Consider the following 19,624-nt stretch of genomic DNA (forward strand, 5'->3'; position numbering starts at 1 on the left):
CCTTGAGTGTGGTGGTGACGAGGTGAAAACCCAAGCCTCCCCGGCTTGAGACCTGGTTCTGATTATATGGCGTCCACGCCTGTTTCACCGGTACGGATGCGGATGACTTCCTCGATATTGGAAACGAAAATCTTTCCGTCGCCGATACGTCCGGTCTGTGCCGCATTGCGGATCGCCTCGATGACGGCTTCCGCATTCTCATCCGCCAATACGACTTCGACTTTCACTTTCGGCAAAAAGTCCACGACGTACTCCGCTCCGCGGTAAAGTTCCGTGTGGCCCTTCTGACGACCAAAGCCTTTTGCTTCCGTGACCGTGATTCCCTGAAGTCCGACTTCCTGAAGGGCTTCCTTCACTTCATCGAGCTTGAAAGGCTTAATGATCGCTTCGATCTTTTTCATGAGAAAATATCTCTCCGCTTCTCCCGTTAAAGCAGGTTCTTCCCGCTCTGCCACAAGAATGCACGTATTGTGCCAGATCGGAAGCGGGCTTGAAGAAAAAACTTCGCTCCCTCGGCTTTCCGGCACAAAATGCATTCGGTTTTTGCGGTTTTCCGGCCAATTTCTCGCCAAAACCCGAAAATTCCATCACCAGTTCTGTGGATTTGTATTATTTTAGGAATCTTTAATATTTCGAGATGTGCGGACGACGCTCGGGCGGTTTGGTTATATTTTATGCATTTGACTATTATTTCGCCGTGGCGATCTGCTTATTTTTGTATCGATTGCCTTTCCGATGTTTTGAAGGGATGATCGGGCCATGAAATCCCTGTCGCACCTCTTCCTCATCGACCCGGTTGTGATGGCACGCATCGATGCGGCGGCCGGTCAATCCGGCATTCCCCTTTACGATCTGATGGAGCGGGCGGGGCAGGCGGTCGCCGCCTCGGCGCTGCGTCACTACCCACAGGCGCTGCGTTTCGTCGTGCTCTGCGGCGGTGGCAATAATGGCGGCGATGGTTACGTGGCGGCGCGTGTGCTTTTGCAAAGCGGGGCAGCGGTTGCGGTCCATCATCTTGGCGATGTCGCAGCGCTCAAGGGCGATGCGCGGAAGGCTTTCGAGCAAAGCGGGGTGAGGCCACTGCCGCTTGGCGACTATGCGCCGCTCTCCGGCGACGTGGTGATCGATGCTGTTTTCGGGGCCGGATTGTCCCGCGATATTCCCCCGGAACTCAACCGGGTGATCGATGCGGTGACAGAGGCGGCAGTGCCGGTTCTCTCTGTCGATCTGCCGTCGGGTCTCTGTGGCCGCCGGGGCGTGCCGCTCGGGGCCTCGTTCAGGGCGCAGCGGACGGTGACATTCATGGCACGTAAACCTGGCCATCTGTTGATGCCGGGGCGCGAGCTGTGCGGCGCGCTGGAGGTTTTCGATATCGGCATTCCCTCCCGCATTCTTGCTGTTCACGAGGGCTCCGTGGCGGAAAACGACCCGCTTGTCTGGCGAGGTGCCTTGCCGCGTTCCGATATGGAAACGCATAAGTTCCGACGCGGGCACCTGACCGTCTTTTCCGGCCCGCCGCATGCCACCGGGGCAAGCCGGATGACGGCGATTGCGGCGCTGAAGGCGGGGGCGGGCATTGTGACGATCGCCGCCCCGAAGCAGGCGCTCGACGTGCTTGCGGTGACGCTGACGGCGGTGATGAGCGCCGGTCTGGATGATGCCGAGGATCTGCTGCACTGGCTGGACGACAAACGCCACGGTGCATTCGTTCTCGGCCCCGGTTTCGGCGATCTCGACAAGGCGCGGCAATTCGTGTCTCTGCTCGGCGACAAGGCGGTTGTGCTGGATGCCGATGCGATCACCGCTTTCAAGGATTGTGCGGACAACCTGTTTGACCGGGTGACGTCCGGCTCGGGCAAGTTCGTGCTGACGCCGCATGAGGGAGAGTTTGCCCGGCTGTTCCCCGATCTTGCCGCCGACACAGCGCTGAGCAAGATCGAGAAGGCACAGGTGGCCTCGTCGCGCAGCGGCGCGGTGCTGGTCTATAAGGGCGCGGATACGGTCATCGCTGCACCGGATGGGCGTGCGCTGGTCAACAGCAATGCACCGGCGAGCCTTGCAACGGCGGGGTCGGGCGATGTTCTGGCCGGCATCATCGGTGCCTTGCTGGCGCAGGGAACGCCCGCCTTCGAGGCGGCCGCTGCCGGTGTCTGGCTGCATGGTGAAGCGGGCAACAGGGCAGGCGTGGGCATGACGGCGGAAGATCTGGCCCACGCGGTGCGGCCGTTTGTCTGATTTAGAATTCCGTCCAACTTGATCCGGGGTCCAGTGCGATCAAGTCCTTGATCGCATAAGACTCGTTTCACGGCGCAGACACGCCGTGGCTGGATGCCGGATCAAGTCCGGCATGACGGAGGAGGGGCCGCACCACTGTGTCTTAACGTTTTAAAGCCGCGTCAATGCGCGGCTTTGCCCTGGCTCGCCATTGCCATTCGCGACGCGCTGATCAGCAGCTTGCGCTCGGCGCGTTCCTGCTGCGGGGTGCGATTGTAGATTTCGCGATAACATTTGGAGAAATGCGAGGCCGAGACGAAACCGCAGGCAACGGCGACCTCGACCACTGGCATCGCCGATTGCACGAGCAGGTGGCGGGCGCGGTCGAGGCGGATTTCAAGATAATAGCGGGCGGGTGAGCGGCCCATTTCCTGCCTGAAGAGGCGCTCCACCTGCCGGCGCGACAGATCGGCAGCGTCGGCGATATCGAGCAGCGACAGCGGCTCGGACAGGTTGCCTTCCATCAATTCGATGATCGACAGGACCTTGCTGTTCTGGACGCCGAGGCGCGCGCGCAGCGGCAGGCGCTGGCGGTCGTTGGGGCTGCGGACCCGGTCCGTCAATTGCTGTTCGCAGACGCGGTTGACGAGGTTCTCGCCGAAATCCTGGCCGATCAGGCTCAGCATCATGTCGAGCGAGGCGGTGCCGCCGGCGCAGGTGTAGATGTTGCTGTCGACTTCAAAGAGATCGGCATAGACTTCCACCTGCGGGAAGGCCTCTGAAAAACCCGGCAGGTTTTCCCAGTGGATCGCGCAGCGCTTGCCGTTCAGCAGACCCGCCTGTGCGAGGATATGTGCGGCGGTACAGAGGCTGCCGATGGCGATGCCGCGATTGTAAGCTTCGCGCAGCCAGGCGTTGACGGATTTGTTGATGTGCTGGTCGACATCGATGCCCGAACAGATGATCGCCATTTCCGGGCGGTTCTCGCCGCTCACATAGCGCCGTTCGTCGGCAAGACAGGTATCGGCCTCGAGACAGATACCGCTTGATGACATGACCTTCTGGCCATCAAGCGAGGCGATGCGCCATTCGTAGGCCGGGTAACCCAGCATTCGGTTGGCGATGCGAAGCGTTTCAACCGCTGCAGCGAAGGGCAGCATGGTAAATTGCGGAATGAGAAAAAAGACGATTGAGCGTTTCTTCTGGGAGTTCTTGCTCATTTGCCCGTGCTCCGTTGCGAATACGCAATTCCTCCCTTGGAATTGGTCTTCTGGATGTCCTGTTTACGACATCTTTAACGAAAAATACGCCGTGGAATCGGGGCTGTCAAAAAATAGCTTTTGAAATATGCAAAATTTGCCGTGAGCCTTTTTAAGAGGCGTTGTGTCGCATGTAAAACAGGCAGGTCATTTTACGCCGTTGCCGTTGTTTTGAAGGGCGAGTGGCGATGGTTCGCAAGTCTCTAAGCGGTTGCGAACCATCGGTCTCGGTTTATTTGCGAACAATGCGTATGCGGTTGTTGTCTGTCGTCGGCCATCCAATGTCCTTCAATGTTTCAGGGGGTAGCCCTTCCAGCGCACGCAGCATTCTTGCGCGCTGCCACGACTGGTAAAGTCCGGAAACATAGCCCGACAGGCGATTCAGCCAGCTTGGCGAAGGACGATGCGGGGAGCGTGTCACCGTCGGGAGATAATGTATCATGGTCATTGTCTTGATCCTTTCCTGAACCACGATCCTGTTTGCGACTTGGGTATGCGCCTGCATATTCCATCAAACAAGAGAATGAATTTTATATCACTCATCAACGTTTTGAATGACTGACCGGCGTAGTCTGCCGGCTTCGGCGCCTGCCTGTGCAGGATCAGTGCCTGGCTCCGAAGAGGCCTCGTTCGACCCTGTCATTCGATGTCCCGGATGGTGCGCCCTTGTTGACATTCAATCAAACGAAATGATATCCATCTATAAATCAAAATATTTGAAGGCACGTGTCATGACCGTAACTTTCCGCCAACCCCTGCCGTTGCTGGATAACGACATATTGAGAACCTTCGTCGCGATTGCGGAAACGGGAAACTTCTCCACCGCCGCCGAGGTGGTGTTCAGAACGCCGTCGGCCGTTTCCATGCAGATCAAGAAGCTCGAGGAGCAGTTAAAGACGACATTGTTTCTGCGCGATGCCCGCTCGGTGACGCTGACGGCGCATGGCGAAACGCTGCTGACCTATGCGCGCCGTATGATCGCGCTTTCCAATGAGGCCGTGTCGCGTTTCGTCATGCCCGAACTTTCCGGCGTGGTCCGTCTCGGCGCGCCGGAAGATATTGGCGAACGTGGTCTGCTGCCGGGCATCCTCAAGCGTTTTGCCGAGGTTTTTCCCGGTATTATGATCGACGTCACGATCGATTCCAGTTCCAACCTCTACAAGCGCATGGATGAACGGCGGCTGGATCTGGCGCTGGTCAACTGTGCCTCGCATCCGCTGAGGGATACCGGCGAGGTGCTGATGCGCGAGCGGCTGGTCTGGGCGGGGGCGAAATGCGGCACGGCCTATCTTCGCGATCCGCTGCCCATATCGATTTGGGAAGAGGGCTGTATCTGGCGTTCGGAGGCGATCAATTCGCTTGAAAAGCGCGGGCGCAATTTCCGCGTGGCCTATCTCAGCGGCCACACGATGGCGCAGCGCGCGGCGATTGCCGCTGATCTTGCCATCGCACCCCTGCCGCGATCCTATGTGTTAAACGACATGGTCATTCTCGGCGACAAGGAAGGTCTGCCGGAACTTGGCTGTTTCGATATTCGCCTTATTACGGGTGAAAAGCCTTCTCGTCCCATCCTCGCGGTGGCGGAAAGCATCCGCAACGCCTTTGTCGAAGTCGCCAAGGCGGCCTAAGGTGCATTGAGGAAATGCGCGGCGGACCGTGTCCGTCGCGCCGAAGCAGGCCCGTTCTCAGACAGCCATCGAGCCTGGCGATGCCGAACCATCCTTTTCGTACGGCCAGCTTCCGCGCCCCACCAGCCAGTCGGCGGAATTCTGCAATCCGCCAAAGGGGAAAACGTGGATCTGCCGGATCGGCCCTTTCGGGTTGGCCTGCCAGTGCCGTTCGATCGGTCCGACGATGCTTTCCGGCGAGTGGCCCTTTGCAAGCGTCGTCAGCGAGAGCGCATTCTTCTTCAGATAGGCGATGGAGTTGCCGACACCGCAGAGAGCGGCATATTTCAGGAGCGTCGTGATCTTTGCCGGGCCGGAAACGCCGATATGTACCGGCAGGTCGATGCCTGATGCCGCAAGCCCTTCCGCCCAGGTGATGAAGCGTGCGGGATCGAAGCCGAACTGCGTGACGATGCGCATTGTCGCATCGGTTCTTTCGCCAAAATCGCGTTTCAGCCTGAGCGCGGCCATTGCCGTCTCCTCGCTGAAATCGGGGCTGCCCTCGGGGTGGCCGGCGATCGCGATATGATTTATGCCGCAGCGATCGAAGATGCCGGTCGATAGCATGTCCATGCTGGAGACGAAGGGACCGGCCGGCCTGTCGACGCCGCCGCCGACCACCAGCACATCCGACACACCCGCTTCGCCGGCAAGTCGCTTCACCTGTTCTTCAAAGTCCGTACGGGAGGATATGCGCCGCGCCGCAAGATGCGGCACGGGGTTGTAGCCGAGCTCACGAAGATGACTGGCAGCATCGACAAGCCTGGCCTGCGAGGCCGCTCCGGTGTCGGTCAGGTAGACGCGCACACCCTGCGGGAACAGGCCGGCAAGACTTGCCGGGCCAAGCACCTGTGTAGGTGAGGCCTCTATGGAAGCATGGATAATGGAAGAGGTGGCGATATCGGGCAATTTGTGCATGGTCCTTTTCATTATCATGCACCGGTTTTTCACCCAAGTCTTTGCCTGTTGCGGCAAGACAGGCCTGCATCTGCGACGAAGCTTGGGCTCAGGTGGCCGGATAATGGGCCTGCCTACCAGACCCGCTTCGTCAGCCCGTTCCACAGCCATGTCCAGATCGGCGGCGGAAACCGCAGCACGGATTTTCCGGGCGCGGGCGGTTTTGGCGACAGGCTGCCGGAAAGGGCATCCTCAATGGCGCTGACGGCAATATCGACCGAACCGGCGGTCAAGAGCAGCGGGTAGGTGGCGATCGTGTCGGAAGGCGAGGGTTTCAGCCGTTTTTCGTAAAGGGTCGCGCCGGTATCCACGCCCCTGTCGACGAGATGAACGGTGGCGCCGAAATTACCCCGGTCCTTTTCCACCAGCGCCCAGTACCCACCCATCTGGCCGCGATAGGCCGGATTGATGCCGGCGTGGAAATTGATGACCGGGCACTGCAATGACTGAAGGGTGTCCGGCGACAGAAGTCGGCAGGAAATGGTGAAGATAGCGGCCGGTTGTAACGTATTGGCCGCCTTGTGGCATTCCGCGTCGTTCAGTGAGGAAAACTGCGTGACGGGCACCGCGTGATGGAGATCGGGAAGCAGCCCGTGTTCGGCAATAATCTCCCGCGTTCTTTTAAGCGTGAAGCGTTTGCCAAGCCTTGAAGCGACCATGGTTGCCATCTGGCCTGCGGCAGCGAACCAGCCGAGCCGGCGCGCCCGCCGCCTGAGAATCGCCGCTTTGCTCTCCGGCTGTTCCACAAAGACGTGGATGTCGGGGAAACGGGCGGCCAGCGCATTGATCATGACATTGGGGTTCAGGCCACCCGCCGTCATCACCAGAAGCCGATTGTTGATATCAGTCATGTCACTCACACGATTTTCCTCAGGCGCGAGTTTCCGTTACGAACTTGAAAACCATGTTAATTTTCATCGACGTGATTTTTTGAACCGCAGGTGGAACCGATTTTTACGGCTCACGTTATTGTGACGCATATCACATTGGCGCTTGCTTTGGACGCAAGTCATAGGGGAGTTTTCAAATGATCACACGTATTCTTTCGACTGTCTTCGTCGCTTTGCTGACCGTCGTGACCTTGAGTTCATGCGGCAATACCATTCGTGGCATGGGCCGGGATACGGCGAACGCCGTCGATGCAACGCAGGACGCCGGCCGCAACGTTGACCGCGCCGCCCGCCGCTAAACATCTCCCCTTGGAAAAGTGGCGCCATCCGAAATCCGGCTGGCGCCTTTTCTTTGACCTGATTTCACGGTCACAGTTCATGTTGTGAGAATCGCGCCATGATGCGGGCGGGAAGGCATGAACGGACGATTTATGAAAAGACTGATGAGGCTCCTGCTGCCATTGCTGCTGCCGTTTTCGGCTCAGGCGGGTGGACAGGTGGATTTCTGCAAGACCATGGACCATGCGGGAAACCGCTATACCGTCTGCAGTTTCGATCCGGCAAAAAGCACGATCCGTATTTACGATCGCGATCATGTCTCGGGTGAGGGATATCGCACCTTTTCCGATCTTTCCTCTGCGCTCTGGCGGCAGCACATGTTCAGCATCTTCGCCATGAATGGCGGCATGTATCATTCGGACTATTCACCGGTCGGTCTCTTTATCGAAAATGGTGCCGAGACCTCGCCGATCAGCACGGGCGGCGGCTGGGGCAATTTTCATCTTCTGCCGAATGGCGTTTTTTATCTGAAGGGGCCACGGCGGGCGTTCTCGAAACGCAGGCCTATCTGGCGGCAGGTGTTAAGCCGGATTTCGCCACACAGTCCGGGCCGATGCTGGTGATAGACGGAAAGCTGCATCCGCGATTTCTGCCCGACAGCGACAGCCTGAAACGCCGCAACGGCGTCGGTGTGTCCCGCGATGGCAGGGTGCATTTTGCGATTTCAGAAACGACCGTGCGCTTCTACGATTTCGCGACGCTGTTCCGCGACGTGCTGGATGCGCCGAACGCGCTCTATCTCGACGGCACGATTTCCAGCGTCGACATTCCCGCGATGAAAAGGCGGGATTCGCTGTTTCCCATGGGGCCGATCATCGCGGTCGTCGAGAAAGTGCCCGATTAAGCTGAAAAATCAGATCGGGGCCTTGGGATAGGCTTTTTCCAGACCGCCAGACGCCGTCAGCCCCTGACGAAAGGAGAGGTAGGTCGGATGCTGGCTGGCCTTTGCGGCTTCCATCAGGCGGATCTGCAGGCGGGCCGGGGCGTTTCTGCCAAGCCATTCGCCTGCCGCCTCCAGCCTCAGGCTGTTAAGGAAGGGCGCATTGGCCTGCCTGTCGAGATAGAGACTGAGGCCGGCCAGCAGGTTTTCATCCTGCAAGGCGTTTTCCATCAACAGCAGCACCCAGGCCTTGTCCTCGCTCGCAAGCGAAGCCAGTTTCGATGCGACCGTTTCGCGATCGGGAAAGGATGATGCCTGCTGCATGAAATGATGTGTCCCGTTGCCGTTGTCTGTCGATAGAGCAGTGGTCGCAGGCTTTCAAGGCGCAACAGTCTGACCGCGGAAATTCGACCTTAACGTGCCGTTGGAAGCGGTTTTCAACAGGCGTTTGTGTGAAGCCTTCATAAACCGGTTACACTTTCGTTCAAATTGAGGCGATGGGTGAAAATGGCTTTGTCGACAGCCTGCCTCTAAGGCTTTGTTTTTTCTTATACCTATGCAATGGGCGAATGGCAGCCTGTCAAAAACGCCTTCATTTAGCCGCTTTTTGCATTTGCGTTCCCCGCCGGATTTTAATAAATGCTTCATCCACGGGCCGGGTCTTGAAGATCCCCCGGAGAGTGAATAGCTGGAGTAATCATGGAAGAAACCGCTCAGAAATCCTGCTGGGGCGTCACGTTGCGCGCACTTGCAGGCTTTGCCGCTTTTCTCGCATTGACGTACATTTTTGGCAGCCCATAAGCACTTCTCCTGAATTGACGGGTTTTGAAACGGCGCGGTTTTCCTTTGGAAACCGTGCTGTTTTCGTATGGGCGGCCGATATGTCGCAGCTGTGCAAACCGCTGACGCTCTTTTGTGGCGATCCGTCGCGGCTTTGGATATGATGGTGGCGGAATCCATTTTTATTCAGGACAAACCTCATGTTTCTTTCGGTCTTCGACGTCTTCAAGATCGGCATCGGTCCTTCCAGTTCGCATACGATGGGGCCAATGACGGCGGCGAACCGCTTTCTCGCCCTGATCCTCTCGGATGAGTGGCCGCGTCCGGCGGGTGCCTCCGTTTCGCGTCTGAAGGTCAGCCTGCACGGCTCTCTTGCCTTTACCGGCATTGGTCATGGCACCGGGCGTGCGGTCATTCTCGGTCTCACCGGCGAGCGGCCGGACCTTGTCGATCCCGATGCGATGGACGCCATTATCGAAAAGGTGGAAAAGGCCGGCACCGTGTCGCCGCCCGGCCATCCGTCCTATGAGTTCCGACCGGCTGAAGATCTGGTCTTCGACAAGAAGAACCCGCTGCCGGGCCATGCCAACGGCATGACCTTCTCCGCCTTCGACAATCAGGGCCGGCTGCTGATCAAGCGCATCTATTATTCCGTTGGCGGCGGTTTCGTCGTGACCGATACGGAACTGGAGGCGATCAAGCAGCGTGGCAAGACAATCGATAACGGTCCGCGCGTGCCTTATCCTTTCGCCACCGCGCGGGAAATGCTGGATATGGCGGGTCGTTCCGGCCGAACCATCGCGCAGATGAAACGTGCGAACGAGGAAACGGTGGTTTCCCGCGAGGAGCTGAACGAACGTCTCGACCAGATCTGGGAAGCGATGAACGGCTGTATCGAGCGGGGCCTTAAGGTCGATGGCATCATGCCGGGCGGCCTGAAGGTGCGCCGCCGCGCGCGTTCCATCTATGAGAAGCTGAACGAGGAGTGGCGCAGCAACCGGATGAACCCGGTTCTGGCGAATGACTGGCTCAGTGTCTATGCCATGGCCGTGAATGAAGAAAACGCCGCCGGCGGCCGGGTGGTTACCGCGCCGACCAATGGTGCGGCCGGCGTCGTTCCGGCCACGGTCAGATATTTCCGGCATTTCCATGAGGATGCGACTGTTGACGACGTGCGGGACTTCCTGCTGACGGCCGCCGCAATCGGCGGGATCATCAAGCACAATGCTTCCATTTCAGGCGCTGAGGTGGGCTGTCAGGGCGAAGTCGGCTCGGCGGCGGCCATGGCGGCAGCGGGTCTTGCCGCGGTTATGGGCGGGTCGCCGGAACAGATCGAAAATGCCGCTGAAATTGCGCTGGAACATCATCTCGGCATGACCTGCGATCCGATTGCAGGGCTGGTGCAGGTGCCCTGTATCGAGCGCAACGCGCTGGGTGCCGTGAAAGCGGTGACGGCGGCGTCACTGGCGCTGAAGGGTGACGGCCAGCATTTCGTGCCACTCGACGCCTGTATCGAAACCATGCGTCAGACCGGCAACGACATGAGCGAGAAATACAAGGAAACCTCCACCGGCGGCCTGGCCGTCAACGTTGTGGAGTGCTGAGCGGGCAGGGCGGCGGGCATTGTCCAGATGCTTGACGCCCGCCGCAAAAAGGCATTGATAGGGCCATGCCTCTACATCTGATAAAACTTTGCGTCGGCGCGGATTCACTCCAGGATTTGAGAGACTGGGTCGCGCATCGCTCGCTGACCGCGATTGCCGCCGGCCTTGAGCCGCATAGCGTGCACACGACCCGGATGATTCCCAAGCGAGTTGAGGAGCTGCTGGAAGGCGGCTCGCTCTATTGGGTCATCAAGGGGCAGGTGCAGGCGCGGCAGAAGCTTCTCGACCTCCGCTCCTTCAAGGGCGACGACGGTATTACCCGCTGCGATCTCATTCTTGGCCCAGAGGTGATCGAAACCTCGCCAGCGCCGAAGCGGCCGTTTCAGGGCTGGCGTTATCTCAAGGACGACGAAGCGCCGCGCGATCTCGGCGGCGGCGGGGGCGGCGAGGATATGCCTTCCGATCTGCGCCGGGAGCTGGCCGAGCTTGGCCTGCTCTGAGGCTCAGCGGATTTGATGAAAACGAAAAAGCCGGCTTCCTTGCGGAGCCGGCTTTTTCGTTTGGGGAGACGGTATTGCTGTCGCTTGAACGGCTTTAGTTGATGCCGCCGACGGCGTTGGTGGCGCGGCCATCCTGAATTTTCATCCAGCGGCCGGGATTGGCGGTGTCCTGGCGCTTCAGGTAGGTATATTCGGTCTCAGACCAGTTCATGACCTTGTTACGCATGTTGTCGAGGATGAAATCGCCGCGATCGGTGCGAACGGTGAGGACGGCGTGGCCTTCGCCATTCGGCTGCAGAACCACGGTGATCAGCAGGTTGGAGGCGGAGAAGCCCTTGTTCATCAGCATCTTGCGCTTCAGAAGCACGAAGTCTTCGCAATCGCCGACCGTCGTCGGATAGGCCCAGCGTTCCTCAACGCCGTAGATTTCCATGTCGGTCATCGGCGTGATCGTCGTGTTGACGGTGTAGTTGACGTCCAGCATCGTCTTCCAGCGCTCTTCGGTCAGCTTCATCGGACCGGTATCCAGCGAGGTCGGCTGGCATTCGCTCTGATAGGTCTGGCAGAATTCATAGTGGCCGATCGGCGGGTTGGCCTTGCCGATCACACGCATGACTGCGGCCGGCGATGCGCTTGCCTGGCTTGCGAAGGCGCTTACGATGAATGCGATCAGGACGAAAACGATACGGTTGTTGTTCATTGCTTGTCTCCCCGTGTTGAGGAGACAATCGCAGGTATATTTTGACCCGCCGGAAATTTAGGTGGGGCAATTTGAGCTTAAATTTCAGCAAATTAGCCGCTATTTTGAACTGTATTTGAGTGAGTTTTTATGCGTGTTCGAGATAAATTTTATTAGAATTTTACGCGTCCAGCCCTTAGTCTTTTGGTAGCCATTTATTCCACTGTATTGACAGCGATTTTCTGAGCGGGGCTGTTTTCACGGCCGCGTGAAGTCATCCGGTGTAGCAGGGCGGGAACGTGGATTTCCCGTTTTGGGATGGCTGTTTCAAGCCGGGACAGCATGAAAAGGCAGCGAAAAAAACTTCGAAAAAACTGCTTTTTTCTTGGAAAAAGTTTTGGAGCGGGCGTTTTTCTGGCGGGCCATGTGCGGGAAACTGCCCGCAGTGCCGCTAAGCTACTCGCTGTGACCGGCAATATGGCATCTGGGTTAAGCGGAATAGACGGTGCAGAAAGTGCTGTTTAAAACCCAATCTCCGCCGCCGCCATTCCGGTTTTGCGGGAATCGCGCCGACGCGCGTTCGCGCGGTGGCATGTTTGTTCTGAACTAGGGACTTGAGCTTACTTGATCCGGCTCGAGGCCGTCATAACGGAAAGCAGTATTCGTGACCGGCTCTGGCGCACCGAAATGCTGCGCGGGCCTGCGTCACCTTCCATGGATTGAATTTGTCGGGGCATTTCTCACCCCCGGTTTTACGCATTCTATGCGTAAAACTGCTCCAGACTGCCGCTGGAAATGTCTAGAGAAATTCGATCAGGGCGTCGGGCGACTGGACGCGGTCGAACTCGACCGCCACGCCTTCCATGAAGTGGCGCACGATCTTGCCGCTCATGGCCTTGCCGAGCTGCACGCGGCTGCCGAGCGGCGGCCGATTTTCGATTTCGATTGCGGCACCCGACAGGGAAAGGTCGATCAGCCGGCAGGTGACAAGCACGCCGTCTTCCAGAACCAGCTGCGCCTTGGCATTGCGCGGCGTCAGGCGGTCGTGGCGGCGGTCTTCCGGCAAGCCAAGCAATTGGCGCTTGGCGATCCATGCCAGCTGGGCGGCCAGCTTTTCGCGTTTGCGCTCCGGCGCATTGATGGCGATGATGAAGCCTGATGCCGTGAGCGATGTCACGGTGCCTTCGATCCGGCCGATATGCTGGAGATAGGCGATGACGCGGTCGCCGTTGCGGGCGATGCCGGAGCAGCTGAACTGTGCTTTCTCGGCAGTCATCTCGGTCGCTGTGCAATCATATTCCTGATGGTCGGGCAACATGAGACGGCCGGTGAACGACACACGGACAGCCTCATCGAGGGATGCCTCTTCAACCGGACGCAGGATTTGGGCGGTGTTGACCGAGCGAGATGAAAACATGGACAGCGCAATTGTAAGGGATGATGATGATGATGAGAAGTCTCTACCTTATCCGGGTTAACAGACTGTATTCTTTGATCTCTACAATTTTTCCAAATAACAATAATCGTTACATGCCTGACGTTTTCGCAGGACGTTTCGCGGCACTTTCCCATCTACCGGACGCAGGGGCGGGTACATCACTTGTTCAATATCCTCCTGCGCGCGGTGTAGCCGCGGCTTCCACGCTTGCTGCATATTCCGCCGAGGCGATGTCCAGATGCAGCAGACGACTGCTTTTCATCAAAAGGCAGTTGATGGGCGCGTCGAATTCATGACGCGGCCGTTCCGCAAGCAATGCGCCAAGCAGCCGCGGAGCGGTGCCTTTATCCGTGTGCAGCGGCAGCAACAGCATCTCGAACGTGAGCGGCGTCAAGCCATGGTCGTCCTCCGCCTCCACATCGAACACCACGGGTAACTGATGCTGCAGGATGCCGCGCGCGACGCGGCAGGGGAAAACGGCTTTTTCCGCCGGCCATAGCTCCGAAAACGGACGATCCCGCAATTCCCGGCCGAACAGATCGCAGAGACGAGTCCCGGCCAGCCGGAAGAACGGCGATTGTTCTCCCTTGTCCGTCAGGATGAAGAGATCGCCCAGATGATGTTTGAGCTTTGCGGGATCGATGTCTTCGCGACGGGGGGCGGGCTTATTGCCGCGCAACTCGTCCCAATAGTTATATATGTCCAGTCCGCCGATGCTTTTCATGGCATTGTTCTCCATGTTCGTTTTTGGGACATCATGTCCTTTCGAACGTCTGTATGGAGAGGTGTAGCGAATTTCGTGCCAGCCGATTTTGTTAAGGTTAACAAATGGTTGAGATTGCGCGTTAGCAAGAGCCGTGGCATCGGTGCAGCCATGTCGGGGTAACGTCCGTCAGCACAATTGATGGCTCCGCCCGAGACTTTCAGGGCGCTGTCTCAAGCCGGACTGTCCTTGATCCCGGCGCTTGGACCGATAGGGTTTTCGCGTCAGGTGCATCAAAGGCAGGACGGCTTTTTTTTCGTCCGGGCTTCCTATATTGCTCGGAGACGTAAATTTCTAAAAAGACAGGGATGGTATCATGTCCTATGGCGACGGCGAGCAGCCGCCGGTTTCGGAAACTCCGGAGCCGAAAGACGACACGAACAATCCCGTCTTCAACCTGCCGCCGTTTCTGGTCGGTCTATTGGCTGCATTGCTCCTGGCCTATGTGCTTCCGGCCTATTTTCTGTCGGAAGATGGCACCGCCTGGTACATCTTCACCTTCGGCTTCATTCCGCTGCGTTATGCCATGTCCTTCTCCCAGCAGGGAATGGAATGGCTTTGGACGCCGGTCACCTATTCTTTTCTGCATGGCGGCATCGAACATATTCTCTTTAACGGATTGTGGCTGATGGCCTTCGGCGCGCCGGTTCTGCGCCGGATCGGCACACTCCGATTCGTGTTGTTGTGGTGCATTTCCGCCGCCGTTTCGGCCTTTGGCCATGCGGCGCTGAACTGGGGCGACGTCACGGTCCTGATTGGGGCGTCAGGTGTGGTTTCGGCGCTTATGGGAGCCGCCTGCCGTTTCGCCTTCCCCGCTCGCGGCGGTTACAGCGCTTCTTTCGGGCATCTGATGCCCCGACAGAGCATTCTCGCGGCGCTTTCAAACAGAACCGTGCTCGTCTTCACGCTGATGTGGCTTTTCGGCAATGTGCTTATTGCGGTCGGGGTTCCGCTGTTCGGCGATGTCGGCGGTGCAATCGCCTGGGATGCGCATATTTTCGGCTTCCTGCTCGGTTTTCTTTTCTTCGGCCTGTTCGATCGTCCGCTGCGCTGAAGCGATCACGCTCCTTGACGGCCGTGGCGCAAATTTGCTTGCGCGCGTCCCATCCGGGATTGCATTCATGCGGGCCTCAGCGCACCATGCTCCATGATTTGCAACCGTCGGGGGAGACCGCGGCGTGATGCGGATTGCTGAAAAGAGGAGGAAGGCATGGCAACATTCGTAAAAGATCTTCTCGACCGCAAGGGCCGGGATGTCGTGACTGTCGGTCCGGGCGTAACCATCGGCGAGGCGGCGGGAACGCTGCATGCGCACAAGATCGGCGCTCTCGTGGTGACCGATGGCGACGGTGTCGTTCTCGGCATTTTCACGGAACGCGATCTGGTGAAAGCCGTGGCAGGCCAGGGCGCCGCTTCCCTCCAGCAACTGGTCTCGGTCGCCATGACCAGAAACGTCATCCGCTGTCATCACAATTCCACCACCGACGAGTTGATGGAGATCATGACAGGCGGACGTTTCCGCCATATTCCGGTCGAGGAAAATGGCCGTCTTGCCGGCATCATCTCCATCGGTGACGTGGTGAAGGCGCGGATCGGCGAGATCGAGTTGGAGGCCGAACATATCAAGGCCTATATCGCCGGCTGAGGTTTCGTGCGAGGGTGGGCGATGGTTTGCTGCCGGGCATTGCCCAAGGTTTGACGAGTGCCCCGACTCCCTCATTCCTGTGACAGGCACAGGAGTGAGGGTGTGGGGACGAAGTGTGCTACCTCAAGCTCGAAATTCTCAGCGCTGACATAGACCCCTGTGCGCCACGCTTCAGCGTCGGAACGCCTGCTGCATGCGGGTGAGTTCGGGTATGCGGGAGCGCGTTTCCTCATATCCTCTGTCGATGGCCTCGCTGGCGCGATGGAATTCCGACAGGCCGATATCGTTTATGCGGGGATGCAGCATGAGGTCGGGCGGATCGCCCGCCAGGCGCGAGCGCGAAATCCGGTCCTGAATGATGTTGAAGGCCTGTACCATAACGCCCGGCAGGCCGGGGCGCGGCGGGTGGTCGGCAGGCGGTGCGCCGCCGCCGGGTGACGAAGCGGAGTGCTTGACCACGGCGGAGCGGCCGAACAGATCGTAATTGAGGTTGACGGCAACGACGAGCGCCTGCTCATAAGCCCGGCAGACCGAAACCGGCACGGGGTTGACCAGAGCGCCATCGATCAGGGTGCGGCCATTGCATTGCACCGGCTCGAAAATCCCCGGCAGCGCATAGGATGAGCGTAGCGCCGTGACGAGATCGCCCTGATGAATCCAGACTTCATGGCCGGTGCGCAGTTCCGTGGCGACGGCGATGAAGGGATGATCGAGATTTTCGACGCGCAGGCCTTCCAGATGTTCCTGCATGCGCTTGGTCAACCGCATGCCGCCGAAGAGGCCGCCGCCGCCGATCGTCAGATCGAGCAGCCCGGCAATGCGGCGCATCGTCAGCGAGCGGGCGAATTCCTCCAGCTCATCGAGCTTGCCGGCCAGATAACAGCCGCCCACGAGCGCGCCGATCGAAGTGCCGGCAATCATGCCGATCTTCACTCCGGCCTCGTCCAGTGCCCGCAAAACGCCGATATGGGCCCATCCACGCGCTGCACCGCCGCCGAGCGCCAGCGCGATGCGGCGTGTGTCGACGATTTCGGTGACGGGCGGCTCGTTGCCGATGTTTTCGGGATTTCCAACCGCAAGAGGATTGTGACGATTTCCCCATCCCAACATGACCGCACTCCCTGCCAGTTTTCAGGTCCCGCCCTTTATCTCCCGGAACCCGCTATATTGGTAGCAAATTGGTGCGGCCGATGGAAGATCGAGGTTCACTTGTCCGAATAGATGGCGGATGGATCGAAATGGCGGGTATCGTCGGTGATTTTTGTCACGGCATTGCCATCGGCAAGTTCCACCGTGCGGTAGAAGCACGAGCGGCGGCCGGTATGGCAGGTCGCATCGTGGCCGGCGACGGACACTTTCAGCCACACGGCATCCTGATCGCAATCGGTGCGGAATTCCTTCACCGTCTGCAGGTTGCCTGAGGTCTCGCCCTTCTTCCAGATCTTGTCGCGCGAGCGGCTGTAATAGTGGGCGATGCCGGTTTGGAGCGTCAGCGACAGGGCTTCCGCATTCATGTGGGCGACCATCAGCAATTCGCCGTCACGGGCATCGGTGACCACGGCGGTGACGAGGCCGTGGGCATCGAATCGCGGTGAAAAAAGGCCTGCGTTTTCTAGCACTTCCTTGTCCGCGGGCGCGGACGGAAACGATGTGGACATTGCTACCCCGGAGGAAAAGCGGAACCTTAGCGGTTCCGCACCATGGTCATGAAGCGCACCTGCTCGGCCGGATCGTTCTTGAACGTGCCGGTGAAGCTGGTGGTGAGGGTCGTGGACCCCTGCTTGTTTACGCCGCGCATGGACATGCACATATGTTCGGCGTCGATCATGACGGCCACGCCGCGCGGTTTCAGCGTTTCCTCGATGGATCTCGCAATCTGCGCGGTCATGTTTTCCTGCGTCTGCAGGCGGCGGCCGAAGATTTCGACGACGCGGGCGATCTTCGACAGGCCGAGCACGCGTCCGGCCGGAAGATAGGCGACATGAGCCTTGCCGACGATCGGCACCATATGGTGTTCGCAATGGGAGAAGAAGGGGATGTCGCGCACCAGCACCACATCGTCATAACCGCCGACTTCCTCGAAGGTCGTGCCGAGCACGTCCTGGACGTTCAGCTCATAACCGGCAAAAAGTTCGCGATATGCCTTGGCGACGCGCTTTGGCGTATCCAGAAGGCCTTCGCGGGCGGGGTTTTCTCCTGCCCAGCGCAGAAGAACGCGCACTGCTTCTTCCGCTTCCGCCTGACTTGGGCGAGCCTCGGCCACATCGGGTTTTGCGCCAGCGCCGGGGAAATTCTTCACGATCGCATCCATTCCGTCTCTCCCGATGCGGTTCAAGGCCGCACCTGAACTTCGTTTTTATAAAAGCGGGATTCTGTCCGCTGTTGCTGCTATCTGGTTGTTTTACAGCATTTTGGCAAGACCGATGCTGATATTTCGGTATCGGAGCCGTTAATTTCATCACGGCTTGATGTCCAGAAAGCTCGTTAGCATATAATGAGAATGAAGGGCAGGAAAGCTTCACCGCGAGAAACGCAGTGTTTGAAAAATTTGACCTGTCCTGTTTTTGGGCATTCTTGAGCGCGCCGGACACCTGACGATGGACGATATCTACAATAATCGCATTCTGGAATTTGCCGGAAACATTCCGCTGATTGGTGTTCTCGAGGATGCCGATGCCAGCGCCGAAAAACACTCGCGGCTGTGCGGTTCGAAACTCAAGGTCTATCTGAAACTCGAAGGCGGCATCGTCACGGCATTTTCGCATGAGGTTCGCGCCTGTGCGCTCGGGCAGGCATCCGCCTCTATCATGGCGCATCATATCGTCGGTGCTTCCAGTGCAGAGCTTCGGCAGGCGCGTGAAGACATGCTTGCCATGCTGAAACAGGACGGCGAGGGGCCGAGCGGCCGTTTTGAAGATATGCGGGTGCTTTTGCCAGTCCGCGACTTCAAGGCTCGCCACGCCTCCACCATGCTGACCTTTGAAGCGGTGGTCGATGCTCTCGACCAGATCGAAGGCCGGCCGGTTCTCAACGCTGCGGGTTAGGTGATGTGCGGCGAACCGGATTGCCGGCACCAGACGAGCGCGGGCAAGTCCGCACGATCCCGCAACTGGGGCGGAACTTTTGCGAAGACGCCGGGGCGACTTCTGGGCGTCGGTCTCATCCGGCTCTACCAGCTGACGCTTTCCGGCTTCATCGGAAACTCCTGTCGCCATATCCCCACCTGTTCCGAATATGGCTATGAGGCGATAGCCCGCCACGGGCTCTGGCCGGGCGGATGGATGACGCTGTTTCGCGTCGCGCGCTGCGGCCCGGGCGGCACCAGCGGACTGGACCCCGTGCCGGAAGCGCTTGCCGCCAACAGGCACTGGTGGACGCCCTGGCGCTACTGGACATCGCACCGATGACTTATGTGGCTCTGCTGCACAGTATCGTTCTTGGTGCGGGCAGGCGGCTCCTCATGGCCGATCTGCGTGAAATGGCGCAGGAGCTCGGTTTTGGCGATTGCAGAACGCTGGTCGCGACTGGAAATCTTGTCTTTCACGCGCGGGCTGCTCCTATTCGCGACATCGAGGACAGGCTTGAACGCGCCTTCGAGAAACGGTTCGGCAAGCACGTGGATATTCTCGTTCGTTCAGCCCCTGACTGGCTGAGACTGACCGCTGAGAACCCGTTTACAGACGGTTATCCACCGGACGTCTGCGTGCGGGTGATGCGCGAACCATTCGGCAGCGACGTCCTTGGGTTTCTGGAGAAATATCGCCGGGATGAAAAGATCGCTGTTGTCGGCGGTGATCTCTGGATCGATTTTGGCGGCAAGCCAAGCGAAAGCCGGCTCCTGTCGGTACTGACCACAAAGAGGCTTGGAGTGGGGACGACCCGCAACGCCAATACTGTCAATGGAATCGCTGAAATGCTCGGGTGAAACGCCGTTCACCTTTGACTGGAACGGCAAAATTCTTTATCAGCCTGCCTGCCCATTACTAGTCGGGCGATTATTATTCCAACA

Annotated in this window: 22 protein-coding genes and 1 pseudogene; 11 read left to right on the plus strand and 12 right to left on the minus strand. The window is 58.6% G+C overall.

All coding sequences use genetic code 11. The annotated features are described in order from the left end of the window. Positions 1-62 precede the first annotated feature (62 nt). Complete coding sequence (locus tag G3A56_RS01245; RefSeq protein ID WP_003508042.1) at positions 63-401, minus strand: P-II family nitrogen regulator; 339 nt, start codon at positions 399-401, stop codon at positions 63-65. A gap of 358 nt (positions 402-759) precedes the next feature. Between G3A56_RS01245 and G3A56_RS01250 the strand changes: the two genes are divergently transcribed. Next, a complete protein-coding gene (locus G3A56_RS01250; protein ID WP_082184386.1) occupies positions 760-2,235 on the plus strand; it encodes an NAD(P)H-hydrate dehydratase in 1,476 nt (491 codons plus the stop codon). Positions 2,236-2,396: 161 nt separating this feature from the next. Here the strand turns inward: G3A56_RS01250 and G3A56_RS29555 are convergent, their stop codons facing one another. Then, positions 2,397-3,434, minus strand: a complete 1,038-nt coding sequence (locus G3A56_RS29555) for a GlxA family transcriptional regulator (protein WP_082184385.1) — start codon at positions 3,432-3,434, stop codon at positions 2,397-2,399. 271 nt (positions 3,435-3,705) lie between these two features. Beyond that, entirely contained in the window at positions 3,706-3,921 is a 216-nt protein-coding gene (locus G3A56_RS29425; RefSeq protein ID WP_082184710.1) for a hypothetical protein, read from the minus strand. Positions 3,922-4,162: 241 nt separating this feature from the next. Between G3A56_RS29425 and G3A56_RS01265 the strand changes: the two genes are divergently transcribed. After that, positions 4,163-5,101 (plus strand): LysR family transcriptional regulator, encoded by a 939-nt coding sequence (locus tag G3A56_RS01265; protein ID WP_175414376.1) that lies wholly within the window; start codon positions 4,163-4,165, stop codon positions 5,099-5,101. 57 nt (positions 5,102-5,158) lie between these two features. Here the strand turns inward: G3A56_RS01265 and G3A56_RS01270 are convergent, their stop codons facing one another. Both G3A56_RS01270 and G3A56_RS01275 read right to left on the minus strand, forming a co-directional pair. After that, a complete protein-coding gene (locus G3A56_RS01270) occupies positions 5,159-6,076 on the minus strand; it encodes a methylenetetrahydrofolate reductase (protein WP_082184384.1) in 918 nt (305 codons plus the stop codon). A 95-nt stretch (positions 6,077-6,171) separates the two neighbouring features. Further along, positions 6,172-6,948 carry a formyl transferase gene (locus G3A56_RS01275; RefSeq protein ID WP_082184383.1) on the minus strand — a complete coding sequence of 259 codons (777 nt, stop codon included), beginning with the start codon at positions 6,946-6,948 and terminating at the stop codon, positions 6,172-6,174. 176 nt (positions 6,949-7,124) lie between these two features. On the opposite strand from G3A56_RS01275, the gene G3A56_RS01280 reads away from it, so the two are divergent. Further along, on the plus strand, positions 7,125-7,286 hold the full coding sequence (locus G3A56_RS01280) for an entericidin domain-containing protein (protein WP_003495552.1): 162 nt from the start codon (positions 7,125-7,127) through the stop codon (positions 7,284-7,286). A 132-nt stretch (positions 7,287-7,418) separates the two neighbouring features. Further along, a pseudogene (locus G3A56_RS01285) lies at positions 7,419-8,170 on the plus strand (phosphodiester glycosidase family protein). A gap of 9 nt (positions 8,171-8,179) precedes the next feature. Here the strand turns inward: G3A56_RS01285 and G3A56_RS01290 are convergent. Next, positions 8,180-8,530 (minus strand): hypothetical protein, encoded by a 351-nt coding sequence (locus G3A56_RS01290; protein WP_080834711.1) that lies wholly within the window; start codon positions 8,528-8,530, stop codon positions 8,180-8,182. Between the two features lie 656 nt (positions 8,531-9,186). Here G3A56_RS01290 and G3A56_RS01295 point away from each other — a divergent pair. Together G3A56_RS01295 and G3A56_RS01300 are read left to right on the plus strand one after the other, a co-directional pair. After that, positions 9,187-10,590, plus strand: coding sequence for an L-serine ammonia-lyase (locus G3A56_RS01295; RefSeq protein ID WP_080834709.1), 1,404 nt, complete (start codon positions 9,187-9,189; stop codon positions 10,588-10,590). A gap of 65 nt (positions 10,591-10,655) precedes the next feature. Continuing rightward, positions 10,656-11,090, plus strand: coding sequence for a DUF1489 family protein (locus tag G3A56_RS01300; protein ID WP_035222999.1), 435 nt, complete (start codon positions 10,656-10,658; stop codon positions 11,088-11,090). A 94-nt stretch (positions 11,091-11,184) separates the two neighbouring features. Here G3A56_RS01300 and G3A56_RS01305 read toward each other — a convergent pair whose 3' ends face one another. The 3 genes from G3A56_RS01305 to G3A56_RS01315 all read right to left on the minus strand — a co-directional run bounded on the left by G3A56_RS01305 (position 11,185) and on the right by G3A56_RS01315 (position 13,931). After that, positions 11,185-11,790, minus strand: coding sequence for a transglutaminase-like cysteine peptidase (locus tag G3A56_RS01305; protein WP_003495559.1), 606 nt, complete (start codon positions 11,788-11,790; stop codon positions 11,185-11,187). A 778-nt stretch (positions 11,791-12,568) separates the two neighbouring features. Then, entirely contained in the window at positions 12,569-13,186 is a 618-nt protein-coding gene (locus tag G3A56_RS01310; protein ID WP_082184381.1) for a PilZ domain-containing protein, read from the minus strand. 187 nt (positions 13,187-13,373) lie between these two features. Continuing rightward, positions 13,374-13,931 carry a PAS domain-containing protein gene (locus G3A56_RS01315; RefSeq protein ID WP_082184708.1) on the minus strand — a complete coding sequence of 186 codons (558 nt, stop codon included), beginning with the start codon at positions 13,929-13,931 and terminating at the stop codon, positions 13,374-13,376. Positions 13,932-14,286: 355 nt separating this feature from the next. Between G3A56_RS01315 and G3A56_RS01320 the strand changes: the two genes are divergently transcribed. Beyond that, positions 14,287-15,024 carry a rhomboid family intramembrane serine protease gene (locus G3A56_RS01320; RefSeq protein WP_003495565.1) on the plus strand — a complete coding sequence of 246 codons (738 nt, stop codon included), beginning with the start codon at positions 14,287-14,289 and terminating at the stop codon, positions 15,022-15,024. A 156-nt stretch (positions 15,025-15,180) separates the two neighbouring features. Next, positions 15,181-15,615 carry a CBS domain-containing protein gene (locus G3A56_RS01325; RefSeq protein ID WP_082184380.1) on the plus strand — a complete coding sequence of 145 codons (435 nt, stop codon included), beginning with the start codon at positions 15,181-15,183 and terminating at the stop codon, positions 15,613-15,615. A gap of 171 nt (positions 15,616-15,786) precedes the next feature. Here G3A56_RS01325 and G3A56_RS01330 read toward each other — a convergent pair whose 3' ends face one another. The 3 genes from G3A56_RS01330 to folE form a co-directional block, all read right to left on the minus strand. Continuing rightward, positions 15,787-16,725, minus strand: coding sequence for a patatin-like phospholipase family protein (locus tag G3A56_RS01330; RefSeq protein ID WP_003495567.1), 939 nt, complete (start codon positions 16,723-16,725; stop codon positions 15,787-15,789). Between the two features lie 95 nt (positions 16,726-16,820). Next, positions 16,821-17,273 carry a phosphoribosyl-AMP cyclohydrolase gene (gene hisI, locus G3A56_RS01335; RefSeq protein ID WP_082184379.1) on the minus strand — a complete coding sequence of 151 codons (453 nt, stop codon included), beginning with the start codon at positions 17,271-17,273 and terminating at the stop codon, positions 16,821-16,823. 26 nt (positions 17,274-17,299) lie between these two features. After that, positions 17,300-17,926, minus strand: coding sequence for a GTP cyclohydrolase I FolE (gene folE, locus G3A56_RS01340; protein WP_003495569.1), 627 nt, complete (start codon positions 17,924-17,926; stop codon positions 17,300-17,302). A gap of 286 nt (positions 17,927-18,212) precedes the next feature. On the opposite strand from folE, the gene G3A56_RS01345 reads away from it, so the two are divergent. The 3 genes from G3A56_RS01345 to G3A56_RS01355 are packed head-to-tail and all read left to right on the plus strand — an operon-like array spanning position 18,213 to position 19,540. Then, positions 18,213-18,659, plus strand: coding sequence for an iron-sulfur cluster assembly scaffold protein (locus G3A56_RS01345; RefSeq protein WP_082184707.1), 447 nt, complete (start codon positions 18,213-18,215; stop codon positions 18,657-18,659). 3 nt (positions 18,660-18,662) lie between these two features. After that, positions 18,663-19,022, plus strand: coding sequence for a membrane protein insertion efficiency factor YidD (gene yidD / locus G3A56_RS01350; RefSeq protein WP_082184378.1), 360 nt, complete (start codon positions 18,663-18,665; stop codon positions 19,020-19,022). Next, positions 19,019-19,540 carry a DUF1697 domain-containing protein gene (locus G3A56_RS01355; RefSeq protein WP_082184377.1) on the plus strand — a complete coding sequence of 174 codons (522 nt, stop codon included), beginning with the start codon at positions 19,019-19,021 and terminating at the stop codon, positions 19,538-19,540. Before yidD ends, G3A56_RS01355 begins: the two co-directional genes overlap by 4 nt. Positions 19,541-19,624 lie beyond the last annotated feature (84 nt).

It is taken from the genome of Rhizobium oryzihabitans, assembly GCF_010669145.1.
Classification (GTDB): domain Bacteria; phylum Pseudomonadota; class Alphaproteobacteria; order Rhizobiales; family Rhizobiaceae; genus Agrobacterium; species Agrobacterium oryzihabitans.